Below are 24,937 nucleotides of genomic sequence, written 5' to 3'. Positions count from 1 at the left end.
GAATATATAATTTGGAATCAGGCCCTCTGGCCTGATTTTTTTATTTGTGAATACTTTGCAATTTTAACATTGCACTACCGTAGCCATGAACATTAACTTAGCCAAAGGCAAAAAAGCTTACTTCGCATCCGATTTCCATTTAGGAGTTCCTTCTTTTGAAAAGAGCCTAGAAAGAGAACGAAAAATTGTGAGATGGCTCGATTCAATTTCTGAAGATGCGCAAGTAGTTTTTCTGGTAGGTGACCTCTTCGATTTTTGGTTTGAATACAACTCAGTTGTTCCAAAAGGATTCACTCGCTTTCTAGGTAAGCTGGCCGAACTTAGTGACAATGGAATTCAACTGGTAATCTTCACTGGTAATCATGACCTGTGGATGTTTGGTTATTTAGAGAAAGAACTAAATGCCATAGTTGTTAAAGACCCAATTGACATTACCATAAACAATTACTCTATTCTTATTGGGCATGGCGATGGGCTTGGTCCTCATGACAAAGGTTATAAGTCACTGAAAAAAATATTTACCAACCCCTTCTTTCAATGGTGCTTTCACAGACTTCACCCTAATTTAGGCATTGGTTTAGCCAATTACTGGTCTAGAAAAAGTAGAGCGCAAGGTCACGAAAAAGAACAGGAGTTTTTGGGCGAAGAAGAATGGCTTTGGGCCTATGCTAAAAAGAAAGAAAGTCAAAAACATAGGGACTTATATTTGTTCGGTCATAGGCACTTACCCCTTGATTTAAAGGTGGGAGAAAGCAGTAGATATGTTAACTTGGGGGAATGGATCAATAACTATACTTATGGAGAATTTGATGGCCAAAACTTCAACTTCAAGACTTTTGAAGCATAGTATAACATTTATCTTACTCATAGCAATTCAGAGCTTCGCACTTGCGCAGGATTGGAAGAAAATAGAATCTGTCAAACTCGAGAATCAGGTAAATCAGGTTTCCATAGATCGACAGGGGAATCTTTACATTTCATCTATCAACAGATCCATAGATAAATACGATTCAAACGGAGTATTTCAATCGCATTATTCTCCTCCTAAAAAATCAACTCCGAGACTAATAGAAGCATGGCAAGGACTCAGAGTTTTCGCGTTCTACAAAGACTTTCAAGAGTATTTGTTTTTAGATCGTTTTCTCAACGCGTCAGAGAGGTATTCCATAAATAATCAAGAAGGTGTTTCTTACACTAACCTTTCTACCATAGCGGCAGACAATAATATTTGGGTACTGGACGCTCAAGGATTTAGTCTAAAGAAGATCGATATTAGTAACAGTGAAGCGATTTCTGAGACCAATCTTAGTCTCGTACTTAGTAATAAGGCTTATGATTTTAGCTTCATAAGAGAGTATCAGAATTTACTCTTTATAAGTGATAACAAAAATGGTGTTCTTATTTTCGATAATCTCGGTAACTACTTAGAGACCCTACCAATCTTCAACCTTAATTTTTTTAGCTTTCTGGACACTTCCTTGATTTACATTCAAAATGGAAACATTGTTTACTTTGACATCTATACCAAACAAAAAAAAGAGGTCAGTTTACCTGACCCCTCTTACACTTTTGTATTAATGGAAAACAAGCGAGTGTTTCTTTTCACAAGGACAACCCTCGATATCTTTGAACTGAATTAGTTCTGGTTATTCAACTCACCAGTATAAATATCTAAAATTAATTGACGGAATAAGATGGTGTATTTAGCTTGCACCAACTGTAATTCGCCCGTATTTTTTCCGTTCAGGCTGGTTAAATAAGTAACGAAATCAATTGTACCGTTTTCGTAACGGCTTTTAGCAAACTCAAAGGCCATCTGTAAATTCACTAAGCTTTCTTTAGCAGCGGCATAAGAAGTTTTAGCATTTACTAAATCTAGATATGCTCTTTGCACCTGATTAGTTAAATTATTCTTCTCTTGTTGTAAACCAATTTCCGAATTCAAAACCTGAATCTTAGTTTGCTGGACTCTTGTACGGTTTTGGAAGTTGGTAAATAAAGGTATACTCAAATTTAAACCTGCTCCCTTATTAATATTGTTTTCCAACTGCGAAGAAATGTCTACAACACTACCATCTTGATTTCTTAGGTTAGACGACCAATTAGACCCATAGCTTGCTGATGCACTAAGTCTAGGCATCCAGGCATACTGAGCTATTTTATATGATTTTTTAGTAGCCTCTAAGTTTAGCACTGAGGCTTTAATCGCTGGAGAATGTGCTAAAGATTTTTCAGACACTTCTGAGAAATCCGCTATTTGAGCCTCTAATTCAGCATCTTCTATAGAAACTCCTTGGAAATTAAAGTCTTCTGTAGGATCTAGGAGAAGGAGTTGTACTAAAACCAACTCGCTTGATTTAAGTTGATTTGTTAATTCAACAATCCTAAGGTTCTGTTGTGCAACTTGTGATCGAAAATTATAAACACGTTCCATATCTCCTACTCCTGCTTTCTCTCTTTTCTCTTCTCTATCCAACTGCTCCTTTAGCAAACCAAAAGTCTGTTCAGCAATCTTAAGGTTCTCCTGAGTAGAAACCACTTGAAGAAAAGCTCCTACCACATTTCCTTCGATAGATTGGATATTGCTCTCTATAGTTTGCTCATTAGCCTCTAACAAAAGTTTACTTCTGCTCAATTCTAAGTTTTTACTAAAACCACTAAAAATTGTGACTGAAGCACCAATTGATGCTCCCCCACCCAAAGTAGTTGTATTAACTCTTGTTCCAGAAGTCTGGTCAAAAGACAAACCCTCACTCCAACGATGACTTGCACCAGCACTTAAGTCGGGCAAAAAATCAAACTTACTTCGTGTGTAACCAGCTCTAGCACTAATAGCTTCGTTTCTAGCTCTTTTAATATCGAGGTTATTATCTAATGCTATCTGAATACATTCATCCAAGGTAAGTACTCGCTGAGCACTGACAGAAGTAATCAGAAACACTGTCGCAAAAAGGGTGTAAATTATTTTTTTCATCGTTCGAGTTTTCTATCCACAAGGCATTATTGACCACTCACGCTGCCTTAAAGCGTGTTTTAATAGGCTCTGGAAAATCCAGAGCCTTTTCAGACACTTTGAGTAATATTTTTAAACCAGAGAGTTTTCTTTCGAATTGATGTTTTCAGAAACAATCTGACCATCAAATAGATTGATTACTCTATGTGAGTATTCCGCATCAGTTGCAGAGTGAGTTACCATAATTACGGTAGTCCCGTTTTCGTTAAGGTTTGTCAAAAGTGTCATAACTTCCTGACCATTAGTTGAGTCCAAGTTACCAGTAGGCTCATCCGCAAGAATCAAGTTTGGTTTTGCCACAACTGCTCTGGCTACCGCAACCCTTTGTTGCTGACCACCCGATAATTGCTGAGGAAAGTGATCTTTTCTGTGCATGATCTGCATTTGCTCAAGTACTTCCTCTACGCGCTTCTTACGATCTGCCGCAGGGTACTTTAAGTAGATCAAAGGAAGTTCTACATTTTCGAATACAGTTAACTCATCAATAAGGTTAAAGCTTTGGAAAACGAAACCGATGTTTCTTTTTCTCAATTCCGCTCTTTGTCTTTCAGAGTATTTAGAAACTTCTTCATCATAGAAGTAAAACTCTCCTTCTGACGGGTTATCTAAAAGACCAATGATGTTCAAAAGTGTGGATTTACCACAACCAGAAGGCCCCATTACGGCAACAAATTCACCTTCTTTGATTTCTAGATTTACATTGCCCAATGCAGTAGTCTCTACTTCATCGGTGTAGTAAAACTTTTTAAGACCTTTAGTGGTAATAAGATTTTTACTGTTTTCCATTTTAATAAAAGTTAAAGGTTGTTGTGAATTAATTTATACTATTTTTTGATTACTAGCTTGTCTTTATCTTCATAACCATCATAAGATGAGGTAATTACTTGTTCGCCTGGCTTCAACCCTTCTAGCACTTCATATTGCCTTGTGTTCTGGTTTCCGATGCTAATTTTTCTTTTCTCTGCAAAATCTCCAGAGGCGTCTACTACGAAAATCCAGTTCCCGCCAGTTGTTTGAAAGAAGGCGCCACGCGGTATCATAACAGCCTGACGTTCCTCGCTTAATTGAAGTTTAATAGGCACAGTCTGCCCTCTTCTAATATTTTCAGGTGCTTCGCCTTCAAACATCATTTCTACAATGAATTGGCCACTGTTAATTTCGGGGAAAATTTTGCGAATAACTAAACCGTAATTAGAACCAGCAAAATCGAAATTGCCCTTTAGCCCCATATAGACTCTGTCTAGGTAATGCTGATCTACACGGGCTACAATTTTAAAACCGTCCAAATCATCAATCTGAGCAATGGTTACTCCAGGACTAACATTTTGACCTACTTCAAAATTTACTGTAGAAAGTAGCCCAGAGATTCTTGCCGTTACCCATAAGTTACTTAAGTTCCCCTTTACAATCTCTAAACTCTCTTTTGTAGACTCAAGGCGCTCTTCATTTTGTTTAGTGCTAGACACCGCGTTGAGTGAATCAAATCGAGCAGACTCAATTTCGTTCACCCTTCTTGCTACTAATCGGTCATAACGCCTTTTAGAGTTTAAGTATTCCTGCTCAGAGATCACCTTGTCTGCCCATAATTGTTGATTCCGTTGGTAGGCATCCCTTGCCTCATCGATATCAAAGTCTAAGTTGATAATGGCAGACTTTGATTGAAACAAACGTTGACGCAAACTAAGGTTAGTATTCTCAATGTCATTTCTAAGCAAGTTAGCTTGAGTTTGCTCTCTAATGTAGTTCATTTCAAGGTTGTCATTCTCCAACTTGAGAATGGTATCTCCTTTTTCTACTTCTACGCCACCGTCTAAAAATTTCTCAGCTACATTACCACCAACTATGGCATCTAAATAAATAGTTGTTTTCGGGTTGACCGTACCCTCTACTGGAATGTATTCTTCAAATGCGCCTTCAGTTACACTAGCTACATTAATTTTGTCTAACTCAACATTGAGTTTCGAGGATTTATCAGCAAAAAAGAATACATAGGCGATTAGGGCGACAACCCCAGTGATACCTAGTATCGTAAAAATTCTTTTTGCGGTCCATACCTTCTTTTTAATCTTTCTGTCCATTGCCATTTTGAGTGATGTTTTCTTATCCGGCCAGCTTTTACCAACAAAGATGCCATAAACACAACATATTGGACTACAGACATTTAACCATTTTTAACTGACAGTGAGGTAATAGGATGTGTACAATATCAGAACAGGGCTTGGTCGGAATCGAACAGTTTTTGAATTCTTGAGCCCAGAGGATTGGGCATAAAAAAAGGCTCGATTTGGTCAGAATCGAGCCCAAAGGTCAAAAACTCAAAATATCTGAATTAACGTTTAAATTAATTCAAAACAACGAGTGCAATATATGATACATAAATCAATTTCACAAAGCGAATGCACCAATAATTTATGTCGCTACATAAATTTAGTTTAAGCGGTATATGAAAGCTCGAACAACAAACCACAGAGTTTGCAAAAAAGTGTTTACCCTATAAGGTTAGTAAAAAGACAAAATGTTACTAGCTTTATACTGTCCGTATTCGGTACATTATTGGAACGATAACGAACACTTCTCTGTACTAATAGTTGGCTCAACTGCCATAATCTTGGTTGGCACTATTATAGGCAGTAAAGAAAACAAGCCCTTAAAATTATAAGCTAGTGGATAACGAACTCGGTAAAATATTAATCATAGATGACGATGAGGATGTACTCATTGCCGCCAAACTTTTATTAAAAAAACATGCCAAGGAGGTAATCATAGAAAAGAACCCTAAGAAGATTCCTTTCTTGATGAATAACGGCACATACGATGTTATTCTACTGGACATGAATTTCAGTAAGGACATTACTAGTGGAAAAGAAGGTTTTTACTGGTTAGAGCAAATACTAGATGCCGACCCTTCTGCTGTAGTAGTACTAATCACTGCTTTTGGTGATGTAGAGATGGCCGTGAAAGCATTAAAAGAGGGTGCAACCGACTTTGTACTTAAGCCATGGCAAAACGAAAAATTGATCGCTACAATTTCAACAGCGGTCAAACTTAAACGATCTTATGCTGAAGTTGATAAACTTAAGAGTGCTAAAAAACAGCTTGAGGACGAAATAAGTAAGCCCTTTAAAGACATTATTGGAGACAGCCCTTCTATGAAGAATGTTTTTTCCATTATTGACAAAGTAGCGGGTACAGACGCCAATGTTTTGATTTTAGGTGAGAATGGAACAGGAAAAGAATTAGTTGCTAGAGCACTTCATCAACGATCACTTCGGAAAGACAACGTGTTTGTAGGCGTTGATATGGGAGCTATTACAGAAACTCTTTTTGAGAGCGAGCTTTTCGGACATAAGAAGGGAGCCTTTACAGATGCTAAAGAAGATAGGACTGGTCGCTTTGAAGTGGCGAATGGTGGCTCTCTGTTTTTAGATGAAATAGGCAATTTAAGCCTACCGCTTCAATCGAAGTTGCTTACAGCAATTCAGCGAAGAGAGGTAACCAAGATTGGCTCAAACAAATCGATGCCAATTGATATTCGTTTGATTTGCGCCACAAACATGCCGCTCTACGAAATGGTACACGATAGTACTTTCAGACAAGATTTACTCTATAGAATCAATACTGTGGAAGTACATTTACCTCCACTTCGAGAAAGACAGGACGACATAATTCTGCTTACGGAACACTTCGTTAAGGTGTATTGCGACAAATACCGTAAAGACAGAAAGAAGGTAGCTTCTTCTACCATGAAGAAGCTCCAAAAATATGCTTGGCCGGGCAATATCCGTGAACTTCAGCATGCCATAGAAAGGGCTATTATTATGGGAGAAGGGAATACTCTAATGCCTGATGACTTCTTCTTCTTGGTTCAGAAACAAGATAACGCAAATGAAGCAGCAGAAAATTTCAATCTCGATGAGGTAGAAAAGAACGTAATTCTAAAAGCGGTCAATAAGCATTCAGGCAATATTTCTAAAGCCGCCAAAGAATTAGGCTTAACAAGGGCCTCGCTTTATCGCAGATTAGAAAAACATGGGCTTTAAAAATCTACGATTTCTTATTGTTGCTCGAGTAATACTTCTTACGGCCAGTGCATTACTACTGGCCAATTTGATCTATGGCTCACAAAATCAAGTCAACATATTCTTTGTTAGCCTAGCAATTATAGTTCAGGTCTATTTGCTTATTCGCGCAATTGAAAAAACGAACCGTGAAATTTCAGGTTTTTTGAATTCAATTAAATACGATGACTTTACAGCAACCTACCCAACAGAAGGACATTCAGCTTCTGTTGATCAGTTGTATAAAGAATTCAATAATGTAATTCGAAAGTTCAGAGAAATTAGAGCAGACAAAGAAGCCAATTACCACTATTTCAGAACGATAGTACAGCATGTAGGCATTGGACTCATTACCTTCAATAAAAAAGGAGATATTCAAATTATTAATAGTGCTGCAAAGAAGCTGATTGGGATTGAGGCTATTCAGAACATTTTTGAATTAAGCAAAGTAAGCCCAAAACTAGTTGAGTCACTCGTAAAACTTAAAACTGGAGGAAGTGACCTAATTGATTTCACTCAAGAAGGCACCCATGTACAGCTTTCCATTTATGTGATTGAGCTCGTACTTAGAGGTGAAGAGTTCAAATTAGTTTCTGTTCAAAACATCCAGTCTGAACTGGAAGAAAAGGAAATGGATGCATGGCAAAACCTTATTCGTGTTTTGACCCATGAGATTATGAACTCAGTAACTCCCCTCTCCTCTTTAGCCGCTACGGTAAAAGACAACTTGGTAGATAACATTGAAGATGATGTTCCAATAGAAAAAGAAGAGTTGGAAGACATTTACCTAGCTGTTCAAACCATTGAAAGAAGGAGTCAAGGCTTAATTCGTTTTGTTTCAGACTTTAGAAACTTAACCAAAATACCTCAACCAAAAGTAGCCACAGAAAGTGTTGCCAAAGTACTGGAGCATATTCAGGTACTGTTCAATCATGAATTGGCTGCGAAAAAAATAAAAATCAGCTTCAGTATTGAGCCCATAAACTTGGCCTTTAGCATAGACAAAGAGTTGATTGACCAAGTGTTGATTAACATTTTACAGAATGCTGTACATGCTTTAGAGGAAAACACTGAAGAAAAACATATAATAGTTAGGGCTTTTGTGAATGAATATAACCGACCAACAATTGTAATAAGAGATAACGGTTGCGGTATTGATGAAGAAGCCTTGAGTAAAATCTTTATCCCTTTCTTTACTACAAAAAAACAAGGATCTGGAATTGGTCTAAGCTTATCAAAACAGATTATGAGAAAGCACGGAGGAGGAATTACCGTTAAGTCTGTAATGAATGAAGGCACCGAATTTACCCTTAGGTTTTAAATTTTTAGCTAAATCGACTATCTTCCGAAAATATTCCCTTAGAGACCAACCAATGAGTGAGATTCAAGATAAAATCACAAAAATTCTAGTCGACAAAATAGGCATAGCATCCACTGAGGCTACAATTGATGCCAATTTCATCAAAGACCTCGGTATAGATTCTTTAGACTATGCAGAAATTGTAATGGAGTTTGAACAGACTTTTGAGATCAGAATACCTGACAACGATGCAGAGCAATTACAAACAGTTGGGCAGGCAGTGGAATACATTCAGAAAAAGGTAAGTCAAAATTAATCTTTAGCTAGATTAAGTCTGTATTACCAAAAAACTTCTCATTCCTCCTTTAAATATTAATTACATAAAACCACGGTGACGATGGAGTTAAACTCAATTTGTTAATTGAGTCATACCCCTTTAACCGTGAAGAATAACTGCAAAACCATTGTTATTTCTGACGTTCACCTTGGCACCAAAGGCTCAAAGTCTAAAGAACTCGTCAGATTCCTAAAACAGTATCATTGTGAAAACCTGATACTAAACGGAGATATTATTGACGGCTGGCAACTCAAAAAGTCAGGCCAATGGAAACGTAAACACACCCGTTTTTTTACCCGAATTTTAAAAATGATTGAACACGAAGGCACTAAAGTGACCTATCTACGTGGTAATCATGACGATTTCTTAGATCAAATTCTTCCTTTCACAATGGGCAATCTTACCATCAAGAGAGAAATGGTTTATGAATCCTTTGGAAAAAAATTCCTGATTGTTCACGGAGATATTTTCGATTCTATTACACGCCAGTTTAAATGGATAGCCAAGCTTGGAGATGTAGGCTACACTTTTCTTTTATGGCTAAATCGACAATACAATTACCGAAGAATTAAAAAAGGGCTTCCTTACTTTTCCCTTTCTCAAGCAGTAAAGGGCAAAGTGAAGCAGGCCATAAAATATATTGACGATTATGAAGAGCAACTTTCTGCCATGGCCAAATACCGTGAATGCGATGGTATTATCTGCGGACATATTCACCAACCAGCCATAAAAGAAATTGATGGCATTACTTATCTCAACTCTGGTGACTGGGTAGAATCACTCACTGCCCTAATAGAAGATTTCAATGGAGAGTGGAGTCTAGTTTATTATTCTGAAACGCAAAAGGCAGAAAAGAAACAGAAAGAGTCGAAGGGATTAAAAAGCAAGCCCATAGAAATAACTGGCCTATTCGGGCCTGTAGAGATTAGTCCAAAAACTGAAATCGGATAAATGAGAGCACTCTTTATAATACAAGGTGAAGGTCGCGGTCACATGACTCAAGCTCTCGCTTTATCACAAATATTGACAGAGGCTGGTCATGAAGTAACTTCAATGATCATTGGTACCAACAAAAGACGCGAAGTACCTGATTATTTCAAGCAAAAATCTGATGCAAAAGTCCATACGGTAGTTAGCCCAAACTTCTTTTATGATAAAGGAAAGAAGTCTATCAACTTATGGAAAACAGGGCTAGTAAATGGCTTAAATATTCCGCAGTTCTTAGGTCAGCTCAGAAAGATCAACAAGATTGTAAAAAGCGAACAGCCCGATGTCATTATTAACTTCTATGATATACTCGCGGGCCTGTATTTTGGAATTTATAAGCCGAAAGTAAAAAGAATCTGTATTGCCCATCAGTATTTGGCCGAAGACAGTTCTTTTCCATTTGCCGAAGGTTCGCCTCTTCAAAAACGGTGTTTTCTGCTTACTAACAAACTGACATCACTTAATGCGCATAAGAAAATCGCCTTATCATTTCGCAATATTAAACCTGATTCTAAAACATTAACCATTGCTCCTCCACTACTTAGGGAAGAAATATTCAACCTAACTCCAAGCAAAGGAGATTTCATTTTGGCCTATGTAGTAAACCCCGGCTATGCTTATGACTTAATGGAATGGCACAAGCAGAATAAGAAAATTCGACTGCACTGCTTTTGGGACAACTTAGATCAAAAAGATGAATGGTCACCATGGAAAAACATCACCTTCCACCATATTAATGACCAAAAGTTTTTGAATTACATGAAGGACTGCATGGGTTACGTTTCTACTGCAGGCTTTGAGTCCATTTGCGAGGCCATGTATTTAGGTAAGCCAGTAATGATGATTCCTGTTGAAAAACAGTATGAGCAAGCCTGTAATGCGCTAGATGCCGTCAAGGCTGGGGCAGGAATCACCAATCATCACTTTGTGCTGGATCCATTCTTAAAATACCTTTCCACACACGAAACCGAAGCGAAAAAATTCAAACATTGGATGGGGCTGAATAAAACAATCATTCTTGAAGCACTCGAAGCACCTGTTGTGTCTCCAACAAAGAAGTTAACGCTCAAAACAAGACCTACCTTTTCTCAATTTTCATCAATACTGAACTCATAAAAGCAGAACTTATGAAGTATATTGAAACCTCGAGGTAGACATTTGTGTTCTACCCTCGAAATCAGAAAGGAATATATGCTTACTTGGATTGACGTAATCAAATTTGCCAATAACGGCAGCCCAGCACCCGACAGAAGGGTGGAAAAAACAGAGGACGAATGGAAGGCCATTTTAACTCCTTCACAATTTCAAATTGCCAGATTAAAAGGCACCGAAAGGGCTGGAACAGGTGAATTCTGCGAACGTCACGAACCCGGATTATACGGCTGCGTTTGCTGCGACACTCCCCTATTCGACTCTAGATTAAAATTTGAATCAGGCTCTGGCTGGCCAAGTTTTACACAACCCGTAAAAGAAAATGCCATTAAGTACGAAAAGGACACGTCCTATGGAATGGTGCGCGTAGAAGTAATGTGTAATACTTGCGATGCACACCAAGGCCATGTTTTTCCTGATGGCCCTGAGCCAAGTGGCTTACGCTACTGCATTAATTCGGCTTCAATGAAATTGATTGAAGAAGACAAAACCGAAGCCACAGCCATTTTAGGTGGCGGCTGTTTTTGGTGCACAGAAGCTGTTTTTCAACGGGTAAAAGGAGTAGAAAAGGTAGAGTCGGGCTATTCAGGCGGAACTGTTAAAAACCCAACGTACAGAGAAATTGGAACAGGAAGAACAGGACATGCGGAAGTAATTAAAATTACTTATAATCCAGAGGTTCTACCTTATGCCGATTTGCTTCGTATTTTCTTTTCTACCCATGACCCTACTACACTAAACCGACAAGGGTATGATCAAGGAACACAATACAGGTCTGTAATTTTTTATCGAGATGAAGATGAAAAACAAACCGCAGAAGCTGTAAAAGTAGAAATGAAAGATTACTTTGACGACCCTATAGTAACAGAAATCAGTCCGCTTGGAGCCTATTACCCAGCTGAAGAAGATCATCAGGACTATTATAATGAAAACAGGGAACAGCCTTATTGTAGGGCAATCATCGACCCGAAAGTTCAGAAATTACGAAGCATGTTTAAAGACAGGCTGAAAGACGAAATATAAACACCGAGGCTTCACTTTAATAAGTGGAGCCTTTTTTACTTCCCTACCTTTTCCAACACTGTAAAATTTCTTAACAACCGATGCCCTTCTTCATCAATCACAGTGATGATGTGTTCACCTGCTGGTGGCGTTAAGGCGAGAACATGATTGGCTTGAGTGGTTCCTAAATAGACATCATCCAAATGCCAGTGCAATTCGCTGTTGGGTTTACGATGGGCCACTTCAAACACCACCTGTTCCCTTTCGCCTTCTAGGTTTATTGGAATATACACCTGTGCATCGGGTTCTGGATATACCATGTCCATCACTTCCATGTCTAAACTTTCACCAAAGCAATCGCTTCGCAAAGGAGGAAGTTCTTGATAGGTTGGGTTACGCTTTTTATAATACAGCGCTTGTTTAGGCGGAAGCACAAACCAATTGGTGCTGATCATATCCACTACTGGTTCGCAATCTGAATTCACACGGTAATTCTTAGTTTTATCAAGGTGTACCCTTTGGTGAAAAGGGCTTGCCATGGTATTCAGCCCGGCCTTTGGAATTAAAACCGTATCCACTTGAATGGAATAGGATGAAGCCAAATAACCACTTTGACGGTCTACTGGGGCATAAACCACTTCAGCCATAGGCGGGTTAAACCAAGTAGTTTCTGGCAACACATCAAAAATATCGAAGAGAATTGGTGCGGCCGCTTGAATGCCCGTGAGTCCAGGACGACCCTCACCATCGGCATTCCCCACCCAAACACCCACCACATATTCTGGGGTCACTCCTATTGCCCAACCGTCTCGATAGCCAAAGCTTGTTCCTGTTTTCCAAGCAATTTTCTTGGCGCTAGAATACAGTTTCCATTGCGCATCATCACCCGGACGATACACTTCCAGCATGGCTTTAAAAGTAAACCAAATAGAAGAAGCGCTTAACTGTTTATTGTTCTTCAGTTCAATGTTTCCGTTGATCTGTTTTTCCGAAACATCTTTTTTATTCAACAATGAACCTTGAACTTTAAACTTTGTGCCATCATAATTCGCAAATTCAAAATCACTTTTCTCATAACGCTTTTCGGGAGTCCGCCCATTAAACCGTGTGAGCGTACGTGCCATTCCTGCATAAATATTCGTCAAGTCCCAAAGAGTGCCTTCTGAACCGCCCAGAATCATTGACAGGCCATAATGACTAGCGGGCTGGGTTAGCGTAGTCATGCCTAAACCTTTCAGTTTTTCATGAAAACGCGGATAGCCATAATCTTGGAGCATGTGAACGGCAGGAATATTCAGCGACCTCGACAAAGCCATATCGGCATGTACTGCGCCATCGTATTCACGTGTAAAATTCTTAGGAACGAAATTCTTAAAATACACCGGAACATCGGGCAAAAGCGACTTTGGCAACATCAAACCTTCATCCAGTAGAGAAGCATAGAGTATGGGTTTGAGCAAACTACCTGTGCTCCTTGGGGCTTGAATCACATCTACTTGTTGACCAGTTGACGATGCACCTTCCTCATACACATTTCCTATATAGGCCTTTACTGTATTGCTCCGAACGTCCAACACAATTGCCGAAGCGTTTTCAATTCCATCGAGCCTCAAGAGCGCATTATGGTTTTTTACCACTCGGTCTACTCGCCTCTGTAAATGTGCATCTAATGTAGTTTGTAATCTTTGGCCTTCTTTTCCATCCTTGACACCTTTGTCCAACAAGTGCAAAGCTTCAATTGGAATATCATTGGGTTTAGAAGGAATGGGTTCCTCTTTGGCCAATTCAAAGCTGGTTTCGTCAAAAAAACCTTCATCATACATTTTATCCAAAAGGCGATCGCGTTTGGCTTTTAAAGGAGCCGTATTTCTGCCTGGATAAAGTAAAGAAGGTTGGTTGGGAAGTACTGCCAATAATGCGGCTTCGGCCCAACTTAAATCGTTGGCTCTTCGGCCAAAGTAGCGCCATGAGGCCGCTTCAATTCCCACAGTATTCCCTCCAAAAGGGGCGTGCGAAGCATACAGTTTCAGAATGCTTTTTTTGGAGTACCGAAGCTCAAGTCGAGTGGCCAGAATCATCTCCACCAACTTTTCATATACGTTGCGCGACTTCCCTTTTCGATACATCCGAATCACCTGCATGGATAGGGTACTGCCTCCACTCACCACGGATCCAGCCTTTAAATTCTGAACTATGGCCCTACCCATTGCAAAAGGATTTACTCCGGGGTGACTGTAGAAATATTGATCTTCGAAAGTAAGTAAAGCCTTCTCGTATTTATCCGAAATGGAATCTACTTCTGGAAACCGCCATTGGCCGTCTCTGGCAATTCTAGCAGAAAGCATTTCTCCATTTTCGGCATTCAGTACGGTAGTGTATGGATCGTTAAAAAGGGTTTTGGGCAAACAGACATAATACGCAGCCGACAACAGCACAAAAAGCACCAGAATTGGATAACGATATTTCTTGATCTGTTTTTTCATTCGGTGAGGTAAGACCTGACAGGTTTTTGAAACCTGACAGGTCTGCTTTTCTTTCTAATTTACACGTTTAACCTCCACCCACTGACCAGGAACACGCGCACTGATGGTATTGTCGTACATGGCCTGAACGCCAACAGCCGGCAGATAGAAACGTCCAGCATAAGTAGCATTCAAAGCTACTTTGAACAGCTTTCTCTCATTCGGTTTTAAATCGAAATATGTATAAACCCTATCGTCCCGAATATCTTGATAAGTATAGTTCTGCGAAGTGGCAGCACCCGGAATTTCATTCAATCGATCATTCAGGATTTCCCAACCAGAAGGGAATACTTGACTCAAAGCGAGGTTCTCATAAATCCCTCTTGTTCCAGTATTGAATATTGAAACTTCAGCAAAGAAATCAGTGCCTTGACTTAAACTGCTTGGCTCTACACTTTGCCCGTTCCGATCTACATAAGTCACTTTTATTGTCAGGCCATTCGAAGCGGCAGTTTCGTTTCCAGCTAGGGGCTGCCCCGTTTTAATGACTCTGACAAAGAGCACTCCTTCGCCCTTATTCTCTACTTTAACCGCTCCAGCTTTTGCTCCATCAACAGGTACATCAATCAATTTCACAGGCTTGGCCGTCTCTATGTTTTGGCTAGCACCTGAGTTCAAAACATAAGAAGCTTCTAAGCCTTTCGAAGTTTTGTCTACACCTGAAAACTTAATGACTGAAAGTAACGAGTAAGCGGTTGTTTGTGTACTCATCCAACGGTCGTCACTTAAGTTATCGGCTACAGTCCTTAACAATGTCATTCCCTCGTTTTGCATTTTAAGCAAGCCCAATGTCTCTAAAATCATGGCATTATCTCGGGTTTGAGAACCGTAATAATAGTAGTTAGATTTTGGCTTAGACACCAAAGGTTCTGAGGCAATTAATTCTTTTGCCACATTTACCTTTCCTGCCACCGCATAAGCTGCCGCTAATCTCCATTTCGCTTCCAGCGAAAGACTATTATCCTCTCTCAATCGGTTCATTGCCCCTAACTCCGGGCTTTGGACTAAAGCCAAAGTATACAATCGGTAAGCCTGCATTAAGTCATCATTGTATCGGCCATGGCGCATCCAATTCTTAGCCTTTCTACTTTGGAATTTCGTCCAGTTTCTCAGTAAGTTGGAAGGAATGTTATAGCCTTTATCTTTGGCCTCCATCAAGAAATGGCCAGCGTAATTTGTACCCCAATCATTATCATCGCTTTGACCCGGCCAATAAGAGAATCCTCCTTCACTCGTTTGAAACTTCGACATTCTGTCAATGGCCGCTTTGATGTTTCTTTCTATTTCAGCTTTTCTATCGGCTGTTAATTCCATAATATCTCCTAAAAAGAGTTGAGGAAAAACTGCGGAAGTGGTTTGCTCGATACAGCCATGCGGATAGCCAATCAAGTAATTCAAACGTTTACCAAGGTTAATTGGAGGAATGACTGAAAGTTCAAGCTGCACCTTATTTGTGCCTGCCATTCCCATTTGTTCAAAAGACTGATTCCAGCTTTCGCCAGCCTGAAGCGCCTTGGCAATTACATCTGTCGCAGGAGGATTAGGGCTACGCACATCAATTTCAACCTTATAAGTCGCGGTTTCATTTCCTGATGTTGCCACAATTTCAACCGTCCCTATACCCAGCGTTTCACTTACCTCTAGTTCGAAATCGATGATCTGATCACCAATTTCATTGAAGGTCAAAGTCTGTTGGGTAGTGCCCATGGTTTTCAATAGCGCATTTCCTTTTACAGAAACTTTCACCTCTTTTACCGATGGCTCCATAGCAAAAACGCTGACTGGCAATTTCACTTTTTCACCTGGCCCAATTACCCTTGGTAGCGTACCCAAAACCATCAATGGTTTACGTACTGGCGTTGCCTTTTCTGCTTTTCCATAAGCACCATCTTTACCCGCTACCACCATAGTACGCACAGAGCCTACATAATTCGGCATTTTAAAAGTATGCGAAGCGGTCTTCCCTGCTCCTAACCTAAAAGGCCCCAAGTGTTTGACCACTGGCTTGAAACGATTGGCTTTTGCACTCTCTGGTTTGGCATTAGAACCATCACCACCGAGGGCCAATAAACGAGTCAGCTCTCCATTGTAGGCATTCGTTACATCATCGAATAAATCCCATGTTTTCACCCCCAAAGCCTGACGCGCATAAAAATTCGACCATGGGTCTGGTGTGCCAAAACGAGTAATATCAAGCAAACCCTCGTCTACCACTGCAATAGTATAAGTCATCGCACGACCATCTTTCTCACTCACCTTTACCGTTACATCCGATTCTGGCTCCAGTACATCTGGCAATAAAATTTCAGGGTTCAGTTTGGTTTTTGGGTTGCTTACATTGATCGGCACCACTCCATAAAGCCTGATCGGCAAATCGTTTCTTGTTTGTGCATGTGGTTGTAAAAGCGTGGTGTTCACGTAAGCGTTTGGCACCATTTCTTCCGTGGTCTCAAATTCAAATGCTGTTTCTCCCTTACCAGTTTCGACCCAATAGGAAGCAACTACCCTACTACCATTCTCTACACTCACTAAAGCTCTTCCTTCAGAATTTGATGGAATATTGATTTTCACTTTTTCGCCAATATTATAATCTTCCTTGTTGGTGGAAAAGGCCAAAAGTGAAGCGCCTCCCGGACGGTTATTATCGTCTGCCCAACCCGGCCAATCGAAGTAGGCGATTGTTCCAGTAGAGTGTTTAGAAACAGGGTCGGTTACACGAATGTAATAGCGCCCCCATTCACGGTCACCAATATTAACATCCACTGTAACTTTGCCATTTGTGGTGCTCACCGTCTTTGTTGTTACAGGGCGGTTATAACTAGCACCTACGTAATTGGCTATATCGTTTTGGCCTCCGTCCCACCACCAGCGCCAGCCTAATTTGTAAACTTCAAAAGTCAATCCTTTTCTGTCAATACTGTTTCCCTTGGAATCCACCGTTACTATACTCATTTGATGAGATTTGCCTGTTACCAACTGACCTCTTCTGTCACCCTCTGGCTTTTTCACGCCCACAAATGAAGTGTATGGATAGAAAGGAATGCTGAATTGATCTATACTGAAATCACCTCCCGGCTCGTACACTTTTCCTTTAAAGGTGGCCATTAATGCCCCTGGTGAATTCAGTTCTGCGCCAATTTTCAAGTTCACTTTTGAGTGGCCAGAGGCGTCTACTTCACCTGAAAAAACCTGAGTAGGTTGTTGATAGAAGTTCTTCGCTTCATCGTCAAATGAATAATTAGGAAAATCTTTGAAGGTAGTCGTGACTGGGTTCAAATAGAGATCGAATTCTGCTTTCAAATTTCTAGCCGAAGCTCCCGTGAGCCACTTCACATTCAAGTCGCCCGAAACGAAAGTAGTTGCGGCAGTGAGTCTGTCTACTCCAAAATCTAAGTCAATTTTGAGGCGGTTGGGCTTGACTGTCTCCACCTTTACGCGTTTGGTAAACTCCGCACCGCCTAAACTTACTTTAGCTGTCCAGTTGCCAGTTGGGTCGGTGTCTGCAGTTTGGGTTTTGAAATCGTAAAAGCCATCTACAGACTGCGTTCTCACAATACGCTGCTTTGTATTTCCAGATGGGTCAATCAGTTCAAAAACGACTGGGTGGTCATCTGGCAGATTGTTTTCTTTATCTTCTAAAATGAAGTTTAAATAAATATCATCGCCCGGACGCCAAACGCCCCTTTCGCCATACATAAAACCTTTCAATCCTCTTTCTACTCGTGCGCCACCTGTATTGAAGTTGCTCATAGAGAGTGAGAGACCATCAGAGAGTTTCAAATAACCACGCTCTGCGCCTCGGTTAGCGACCAATAGAAATGGCTTTCTCAATAAATCGGTTTCTATTTTACCCTGACCATCAGTAGTTACAGTAGTAATCTTCTCTTCCTGAAAATCATAAACATCTACTGAAACACCTGAAATTGGCTTGGTGGTTTTCAAATCAGTAACAAAGGCTGTGAGTTTTCTGTTGTTTCCAATTTTAGCGATCATCCCTAAATCTGAAGCCAAAATATTCTTGCTCACCATTCGGTTAGTGCCCACAAAATAGGAATCCGTACAAGGGTTATCACGGTCCTGCCAGTTGTAATTTCTGCCGTAATTGTAATCGTAATAACTATCGTACTCACCGTCATTATCACCAGAATAGGCATCCCAATTGTCTTCTGGAATTTGCCCAGTTAGTACTGGTGTTTCGTCTGCTGGTGCAGCACAGCCAAAAGTAGAATAGGCCCTTTTGAAGTTAATTCGGACTTGGTAAATGGCTCCGGGTTCGGTTTGAATAAGTTCGTTTAAGTCTAGGGTAAAGCGATTCCATTTCCCTAAATCAAATACTCCCGATTCGTTAAGCGGAATACGTTTCTGTAAAATAGGACGCCCAACCCTACGCAATTGCTCATTTCCTTTCAATTCATTTACCTGAAGGAATTGCAACACATTGCGCTCAAATATTTTGATTACGGTTACGTCTACTGCATTCAAGTTCACCGCTTCGAAAGGAAGAATGAGACCATCGGTACTTGGTAGAATTGTGCCCTTTGCATTGAGCTTCAACAAAGGCTTCAATTGCTCAAAATTGACAACATTCTGATAAAGCTCCTTCATTTTAAAATCCATGAGGTTGCGAACACCAGGATATGCCTTTACCGCCTTGACACCAGAAATATCAGTTGCTACAAATACCTTTACATTATTGCCTTCGATTGTATAGCGAAGATCATTCTGGCCTTCTACCGTAATTAGGCCATTTAGGTCTTGATCTTCTTTTAAAGGATCGGAAAAACTAACCAAAATATAAGGGTCGCCTGTTTTTACCACTTTAACATCTCGCACATTAAAATCGCCAAGAACAGCTACGGGCACCACCATGCGCGAATCACGATCTACTCCTAAACTGCTACCGTCTACCGCCACTTCAACTCCTGAAGCCTGCTCTTTTCTTTCGATGCCCTTTACCTTAAATCTGTGGCTAGTTCCGTTTGCTTTATCAATTTCCCATTGTACCGAAAGGTTGCTGCCCGGCTGTTTGAACGATACTGCTTTCACTACAGCGGCTGAATCAGCAAAATCAGCAGTATTGAATTGCCCTTCAATAACTTGCTTGCGCATTGCATCTTCGGCATCAGAGGCCACTTGCTCTATTTCTAAATCGAAATTTTGACTGACTGTTTCAAATCCAAAATTGAAATTATTGAGTTCTTCTTCTACCTCTTTCAGGTTGCTCAACTTTAGCGTTCCGTTGTACAAAGTGCCTGATTTAAGAGGGGATGAAGGTTGAAATTCCACCACATTATTTCCTACCCAACGGCCTTTACCAGAAATACTTGGAGTAAATTGAAAAAGTGAAGTAGGATCTGTACTTAACTGGGCATCCGTTACCGGTTCTACCAAACGCACCATAATGGTTGAGCGCGTAGATACTTTTCCAGAAGTATAAGATGAAACATAAGCCGAAAAGGCTTGATCGGCTTGTTTATTGAGCTGATCTATTGGTGTTTTCTTATCACCACAAGAGGTGACAAAAAGCAGGCACAGCAGGGCACCCAAAAGAGAGATTTTGGAAAATGACATTTCAATTTAATTAAGACAGTAAGAGATCGGAACGCTGATGGTTCAATATAAAAATTACCGCTCCAAATAGATAACTAAGAAAGCTGTTTTTATTGCGCGCAGAAGAAAAATTAGCATAAATAAATTACTACTGATTACGAATACCTAAATCTAGCCTATATAAAGACTACCTTATTTCTAAACCTTACTTAGCTTTGTAAGCTAAAACTTCTTCAACAAGCAGAAATGAAAAACTACCTCCTATCCATTGGTATATTAACTCAGGGCGAAATTGATGAAGTAATTTCCTATACCAAAAGGAAATCTTTAAAGAAAAATGATTTCCTAATTAAGGAAGGTCAGGTTTGCAATGAAATTGCTTTTGTGGAATCAGGAATACTTCGCTCCTTTTTTTCTTCACCATCGGGCGAAGAAACCACTTACTGCTTCACTTTTCCTCAACGGCTCAGTGCGGCCTACACTTCTTTTATTACTAAGGAGGAAACTCAAGAAAACATTCAGTGTATCACCCCAGTAGAGCTCTTGGTTCTGCCCAGCGATAAGTTTCATGAGTTTGCTGAAAACAACATACGCTGGGTTAAATTGCTCAAGCTGTTTGCAGAAGAAAATTACATAGAATTAGAAAAACGGGTATTTCAATTGCAGAGAGAAACGGCTAAAAAGCGTTACTCCGACCTAATTTTAAACCAACCTGAATATATCCAACAAATACCATTGCAATACTTAGCCTCCTATCTGGGCATTAGTCAAAGGCATTTGAGTAGGTTAAGAAAAGAGCTTTCTTTTTAGACATTTGTCCTATAAGTCATAAATAATCATTCTCACTTTTGCCTGACTTTAAGGCAAAAAAAATGAGTAAGAAAATTCTGATTATTAACGGACATCCAAACAAAGACAGCTTCAATTTTGGCTTAGTGGATGCTTATAAAAAAGGGGCCATTCAAAGCGGGGCCACCATAGATGAGATTACCATAGGCGATCTAGAATTTGATCCAAATTTGCAATATGGTTATCAGAAAAGGGTTGAACATGAGCCCGATTTGGTAAAATCATGGAATAAAATTCAATGGGCAGATCATTTGGTTTGGGTGCATCCTGTCTGGTGGGGTGGATTACCTGCAATTACCAAAGGTTTTATCGATAGGCTATTTGTACCGGGTTTGGCTTATAATTATCGTGAAAACTCAGTTTGGTGGGACAAACTTTTAAAAGGAAAAACTGCCCATATTATTACTACTTTAGATCAGCCCGGCTGGTATTATAGACTGGCCTATGGTAGACCAAGCGTTAATCAGCTTAAGAAGTCTACGTTAAAATTTTGCGGCATAGAACCAGTCAAAGTAACTTATGTTGGCATTATAAAATCATCAACAACTTTGCAAAGAGAAAAATGGCTAAAGAAAGTAGAAGGCCTTGGACTTAGAAATAAATAACCCACTCGGATTACTTTGTTACTTTATTCGGGGATTTAATTTCTGAGGTTTACACAGTTTAACTAACTTAGTTGCTTATGAAAACGATCAGACTATTTTTTCTTCTGCTGTGCTTCTGCTTTTCTCATCAAGCCATTGCGCAGCATGTTTTTCCAGATGTAATTGATAATTGCTATCTGGATCAATTTGTTTATGAAACTGATGAGATACTTGCGAAGCTTGATAATAAAAAAATCATTGAAGTGGTTACAGCCTCTTGGGATGAAAAAACAAAAAAGAATGCTGAGGGAATTCTTGGGTTTCAGGTTTTGGTGGACAATAGAGGTACTAGTTGCTTGATGAGCATTAGAAATGAAACCAACATTAAAACCAAGAAAATGGACCTTACCAACAGCATTAACGACAACCTTAAATGGCCAAGAATGCAACAGAAGGTTTCTGTAATTGTGGTGATGGAATTTAAAGAGGGTGAAGTTACGATGAAAAGAATGGGTACCAAAGACATGAAAACCTTAACTGAGGTTGGTAGTGAGGGCAACTAATCTCTTATCGCAGAAAATTAAAACGGGCTTTGATCTAACATTGATCGAAGCCCGTTTTTGTTTTATCATTCCATTCTTAAGGTTTCAGCAGGGTTCATTTTCTTAACCTTACCTATTTGAGTAGTAACAGTCAGAAAAACCACTGTGGCCAAAATTAACGCGGCAAAGGTTAACGGAATAAGGTTTACTGGATCGTGATAGGCATAAATCTCATCTAGAAACACTCCAATGATAAATACCGCCAAGGTACTTCCAATCACCACGGCTATAGATAACATAATACCGAATTTTAGATAGACAGATTTAGTGAGTTGTATCAAATTAGCCCCTAAAGCTTTCTTAATCCCTATATCCTTCATTTTTGATGTAATACTCAACGAAGCCAAACCAAAAATGCCCATGGCCGCAAGAATGGTTGCTAAAGTAGCGGTAAACAGCATTGTATTCTTTAAACCTCGGCTATCGCCTGAGTCATTATCGAATACAGTTGATTGCAAAAAGCCTATATATGGCTTATTCTGTACTACATCCACCCATGCTTCTTTAATTTTATCTTCCATTTCCAGTTCAGTACCTGCCGAAACTTTTAATGTCAGATAATTCAATTCAGAATCAGGTTTGGCCTTTATAATTATGGGCTCTATTTTGTCACTCAAGCCTTGATAGTTGAAATCCTTTAATACACCCACCACCTTATGGAAAACACTATCAATTTGAATTAGGTCATCAATTCTAACATCGTAGTGTTCAGCAAATTTTTCGTTAATCATTACAGAAGACTGTGAATCACTAATCAGTTCAGGGTCAAAAAACCTTCCCCCGTGTAATTTCAAGCCCATAAATTGAGGATACTTAGTACTACAAGTTAGAAACGAAGCTCGGTTTTTTGTATCACCCAAGTAAAATTCAGTATTGCCATAGGCCTCACCTAATGCTGCATTCGTTGCAACTGCTTCTTCAACTCCAGATAAAGCCATCATTTTATTTAACAAAGAAGGGTAGATTTTTGAATCTGGTATGTTCACCAGAATTCTGTCTTCCTTTTCAAAACCCCACTTTATATCTTTCTGCATATTATTGGTGCGAACAAACATGATTCCTGCCACAATAGTAATGATGGACAGCACCAGCTGAAACGTAATTACAGCTCCTGAAAAGCCCCATTTCTTGCCAAATCTTTCTTTACCCCGAAAAATAACTGAAGGCTTAAATTTAGAAATGTAAACCGCAGGATAAAATCCAGAAAGGAAAGTAACCACCAACAAGAGTAGCCCTAAAAAGTACCATAAATTTCGGTTAGATAATAAATTGAGAGAGATAGTACCTCCAGACATTTCATTAAACCATGGCATAAAAAGGCCTCTGGCCAAAACAATTCCGAGAAAGATTGAAAGCGCACAAAGAATAAGATTTTCTGTTAAAAATTGGGCAATAATTTGAGACCGTTTACTGCCTATCGTTTTACGAATTCCTATCTCCTTTACCCTTCTTGTGGCCATCAGGATGGCAATGTTCACATAGTTAGAAATGGCCAATAACAACATAAAACCCGCAATTGAAATGAGCAGAACAATTGGCCCGGTGGGCGGAGCACCTCCTGGAACTCCGTTTAAATTACGCTTTGCCATAGACTCTAAAGGCACCAAGAAAATTGATTCGTATTGCGCATCAGGCTTCAGGCCGTTCTGAACTGAAACCATGGATTGAAACGATCTTTCAAGCTCGGCTACATCCGTTCCTTTCTCTAATTCTATAAATGTTACTGCATTGGTTTGCTCAGGTTCGCCTCTACTTTCCAACACTTCATAACTCAATAAAAAGCTTGGCCTTATACTCGAGTTATTGGGTGCATTTTCTATCACTCCTCCAACGACAAAAGTCATTTCTTCTTCGCCATAAATTACTTTTATCAGTTTATCGATGGGGTATTCATCTCCGAAAAACCTTACAGCGGCAGATTGATCAATCACAATCTTAGAAGGGTCCTTCAACACATCTTTACTTCCATAAACCATAGGAAAAGAGAATGAAGTCAAGAAGTCGGGGTCTACATAATTAACATAGCTTCTGAAAATGTTATCCTTAATTCGAAAAACATTCTGAGCGCCCTTCATCCTTGTTCTGCGTTTTATTTGAGGGAAGTTATCAGGCAATTCCTTGGCCAGACCCGAATCAAAAACTCCATATTTACCTAGGCCACCTTCTGAAAACGCTTCATGAGCGACCAAGTAGATATTCTTACCGTTTTCATGAAATTGATCTCGAATCACTCGTGGCTCAATGAACATGAAGGCCACTAGGCAACAACCTATGGCACAAGACAGCCCGGTGATATTGATAAACGAGGGCATTTTTTGGCGGAGGATATTTCGCCAACCGATTTTGAAATAGTTTTTGAACATAGCAATGTTGTTAAATTGAGTTGTTTGACTTGACTTCCTTTTGATGTTCTTCCACCTGAATAGGCGAATAATGTCCCATGCAAAAGCACGCTTGGCGCGTTGCACTCCTTTTTCTTCTAACCTCCAGAAAAAGAGTTCGTGTACATCGCCTTGAATTTGCTCTAGTAGCTTGGGGTTGCAATACCACTCTAAAAAGCGGTCGGCCCAACGAGGTGGTTTTGGTTGCTCAAAATTTTTCATGCTGAAAAATTGAGTGCTGGCAACTGATTATAAAGCTTGTCGCGCATGGATTTGACCTGATCCAATACCGCACGGCCAGTTGACGTAAGCGTATAGTAGCGTTTCCTTCTTCCACCTCGAACTTGTGATGCTCCTCCCATATCAGATGTAAGCAGGCCCTTTTCTTCGAGCCGATTTAAAACCGCATGAATGGCACTGATGTTAACTTCACGTCCGGTCTGTTCTTTCATTTCTTTCAAAACAGAAACTCCGTAAGCGTCTTCGTACAATACTCCAACAAGCAAAAGCACAAGCTCTTCTAATTCACCAATGTTGTCGCCTTTCATATTACCCTTATTTAATCTACAAACATAGATCAAATCTATAACATCTATATTT

The 24,937-nt window shown here is 39.8% G+C and carries 18 protein-coding genes; 11 read left to right on the top strand and 7 right to left on the bottom strand.

The window, feature by feature from the left end; all coding sequences use genetic code 11:
- Positions 1-85: 85 nt before the first annotated feature.
- Positions 86-847, top strand: a complete 762-nt coding sequence (locus AAC026_RS05065) for a UDP-2,3-diacylglucosamine diphosphatase (protein WP_339695561.1) — start codon at positions 86-88, stop codon at positions 845-847.
- Positions 837-1,640, top strand: a complete 804-nt coding sequence (locus AAC026_RS05060; protein WP_339695558.1) for a hypothetical protein — start codon at positions 837-839, stop codon at positions 1,638-1,640. The genes AAC026_RS05065 and AAC026_RS05060 overlap by 11 nt, the downstream gene beginning before the upstream one ends.
- Here AAC026_RS05060 and AAC026_RS05055 read toward each other — a convergent pair.
- The 3 genes from AAC026_RS05055 to AAC026_RS05045 form a co-directional block, all read right to left on the bottom strand.
- Entirely contained in the window at positions 1,637-2,974 is a 1,338-nt protein-coding gene (locus AAC026_RS05055) for a TolC family protein (RefSeq protein ID WP_339695557.1), read from the bottom strand. The two genes, AAC026_RS05060 and AAC026_RS05055, sit on opposite strands and share 4 nt — an antisense overlap.
- A gap of 111 nt (positions 2,975-3,085) precedes the next feature.
- Positions 3,086-3,799, bottom strand: coding sequence for an ABC transporter ATP-binding protein (locus tag AAC026_RS05050; protein ID WP_339606564.1), 714 nt, complete (start codon positions 3,797-3,799; stop codon positions 3,086-3,088).
- Positions 3,800-3,837: 38 nt separating this feature from the next.
- Positions 3,838-5,091, bottom strand: coding sequence for an efflux RND transporter periplasmic adaptor subunit (locus tag AAC026_RS05045; RefSeq protein WP_339606565.1), 1,254 nt, complete (start codon positions 5,089-5,091; stop codon positions 3,838-3,840).
- Between the two features lie 585 nt (positions 5,092-5,676).
- On the opposite strand from AAC026_RS05045, the gene AAC026_RS05040 reads away from it, so the two are divergent.
- From AAC026_RS05040 to AAC026_RS05015, 6 genes are all read left to right on the top strand, one after another.
- Positions 5,677-7,053, top strand: a complete 1,377-nt coding sequence (locus AAC026_RS05040; protein WP_339606566.1) for a sigma-54 dependent transcriptional regulator — start codon at positions 5,677-5,679, stop codon at positions 7,051-7,053.
- Entirely contained in the window at positions 7,043-8,392 is a 1,350-nt protein-coding gene (locus tag AAC026_RS05035) for an ATP-binding protein (RefSeq protein ID WP_339606567.1), read from the top strand. Before AAC026_RS05040 ends, AAC026_RS05035 begins: the two co-directional genes overlap by 11 nt.
- 52 nt (positions 8,393-8,444) lie before the next feature.
- A complete protein-coding gene (locus tag AAC026_RS05030) occupies positions 8,445-8,687 on the top strand; it encodes an acyl carrier protein (RefSeq protein ID WP_339606568.1) in 243 nt (80 codons plus the stop codon).
- 126 nt (positions 8,688-8,813) lie between these two features.
- Positions 8,814-9,659, top strand: a complete 846-nt coding sequence (locus AAC026_RS05025) for a UDP-2,3-diacylglucosamine diphosphatase (protein ID WP_339695554.1) — start codon at positions 8,814-8,816, stop codon at positions 9,657-9,659.
- Positions 9,660-10,811: a glycosyltransferase family protein gene (locus AAC026_RS05020; protein WP_339695551.1), complete on the top strand. Its 1,152-nt coding sequence runs from the start codon at positions 9,660-9,662 to the stop codon at positions 10,809-10,811.
- Between the two features lie 75 nt (positions 10,812-10,886).
- Positions 10,887-11,870: a bifunctional methionine sulfoxide reductase B/A protein gene (locus tag AAC026_RS05015; protein ID WP_339695549.1), complete on the top strand. Its 984-nt coding sequence runs from the start codon at positions 10,887-10,889 to the stop codon at positions 11,868-11,870.
- A 35-nt stretch (positions 11,871-11,905) separates the two neighbouring features.
- Here the strand turns inward: AAC026_RS05015 and pbpC are convergent, their stop codons facing one another.
- Positions 11,906-14,332, bottom strand: coding sequence for a penicillin-binding protein 1C (pbpC, locus tag AAC026_RS05010; RefSeq protein WP_339695548.1), 2,427 nt, complete (start codon positions 14,330-14,332; stop codon positions 11,906-11,908).
- A gap of 54 nt (positions 14,333-14,386) precedes the next feature.
- Positions 14,387-19,942: an MG2 domain-containing protein gene (locus tag AAC026_RS05005; RefSeq protein WP_339695545.1), complete on the bottom strand. Its 5,556-nt coding sequence runs from the start codon at positions 19,940-19,942 to the stop codon at positions 14,387-14,389.
- Between the two features lie 225 nt (positions 19,943-20,167).
- Here AAC026_RS05005 and AAC026_RS05000 point away from each other — a divergent pair, with 225 nt between their 5' ends.
- The 3 genes from AAC026_RS05000 (at position 20,168) to AAC026_RS04990 (ending at position 21,917) form a co-directional block, all read left to right on the top strand.
- A complete protein-coding gene (locus tag AAC026_RS05000; protein WP_339606575.1) occupies positions 20,168-20,731 on the top strand; it encodes a Crp/Fnr family transcriptional regulator in 564 nt (187 codons plus the stop codon).
- A 62-nt stretch (positions 20,732-20,793) separates the two neighbouring features.
- Entirely contained in the window at positions 20,794-21,375 is a 582-nt protein-coding gene (locus tag AAC026_RS04995) for an NAD(P)H-dependent oxidoreductase (protein ID WP_339695543.1), read from the top strand.
- Between the two features lie 77 nt (positions 21,376-21,452).
- Complete coding sequence (locus AAC026_RS04990) at positions 21,453-21,917, top strand: hypothetical protein (protein ID WP_339695540.1); 465 nt, start codon at positions 21,453-21,455, stop codon at positions 21,915-21,917.
- A 65-nt stretch (positions 21,918-21,982) separates the two neighbouring features.
- Here the strand turns inward: AAC026_RS04990 and AAC026_RS04985 are convergent, their stop codons facing one another.
- Positions 21,983-24,559 (bottom strand): ABC transporter permease, encoded by a 2,577-nt coding sequence (locus AAC026_RS04985; protein WP_339695537.1) that lies wholly within the window; start codon positions 24,557-24,559, stop codon positions 21,983-21,985.
- Positions 24,556-24,885 carry a helix-turn-helix transcriptional regulator gene (locus AAC026_RS04980; protein ID WP_339695534.1) on the bottom strand — a complete coding sequence of 110 codons (330 nt, stop codon included), beginning with the start codon at positions 24,883-24,885 and terminating at the stop codon, positions 24,556-24,558. Before AAC026_RS04980 ends, AAC026_RS04985 begins: the two co-directional genes overlap by 4 nt.
- Between the last annotated feature and the right edge of the window lie 52 nt (positions 24,886-24,937).

Origin of the sequence: uncultured Roseivirga sp. (assembly GCF_963973945.1) — a bacterium.
In the GTDB taxonomy this organism is placed as follows: Bacteria; Bacteroidota; Bacteroidia; order Cytophagales; family Cyclobacteriaceae; genus Roseivirga.
This window is presented reverse-complemented; position numbering and strand designations above follow the sequence as displayed.